The following is a 289-nucleotide window of genomic DNA, read 5'->3' on the forward strand; positions in this document are numbered from 1 at the left end:
AGTCCGTCTGAGCCGAGATGCTCGAGGGCCATCTCCCATAACTCACCCTCCTGCGCCATATCCAGGCGAGCCCTAGTCATAACGGAGTTCCTGCAACATGAGGCTCTTTCTTGATTGCGAGTTCACCCGGCTCTCAGCCACAGCGGAGCTGATATCACTCGCACTGGTAGCTGAGGATGGACGCGAATTCTACGTGGAATTGATCGACACATGGCGAGAGGAAGATTGCAGCGACTTCGTCTTAGAGATCGTTCTTCCGCAGCTCTGGGGTGGTGGCAATGCACAACCT

General features: G+C 55.4%; 1 pseudogene. It reads left to right on the top strand.

Annotation, left to right across the window (positions count from 1 at the left end):
* Positions 1–97 precede the first annotated feature (97 nt).
* Positions 98–289 (top strand): annotated as a pseudogene (locus KMS84_RS44480) (hypothetical protein); the annotation flags it as partial.

The sequence above is a fragment of the Streptomyces hilarionis genome, from assembly GCF_024539675.1.
GTDB lineage: Bacteria > Actinomycetota > Actinomycetes > Streptomycetales > Streptomycetaceae > Streptomyces > Streptomyces hilarionis.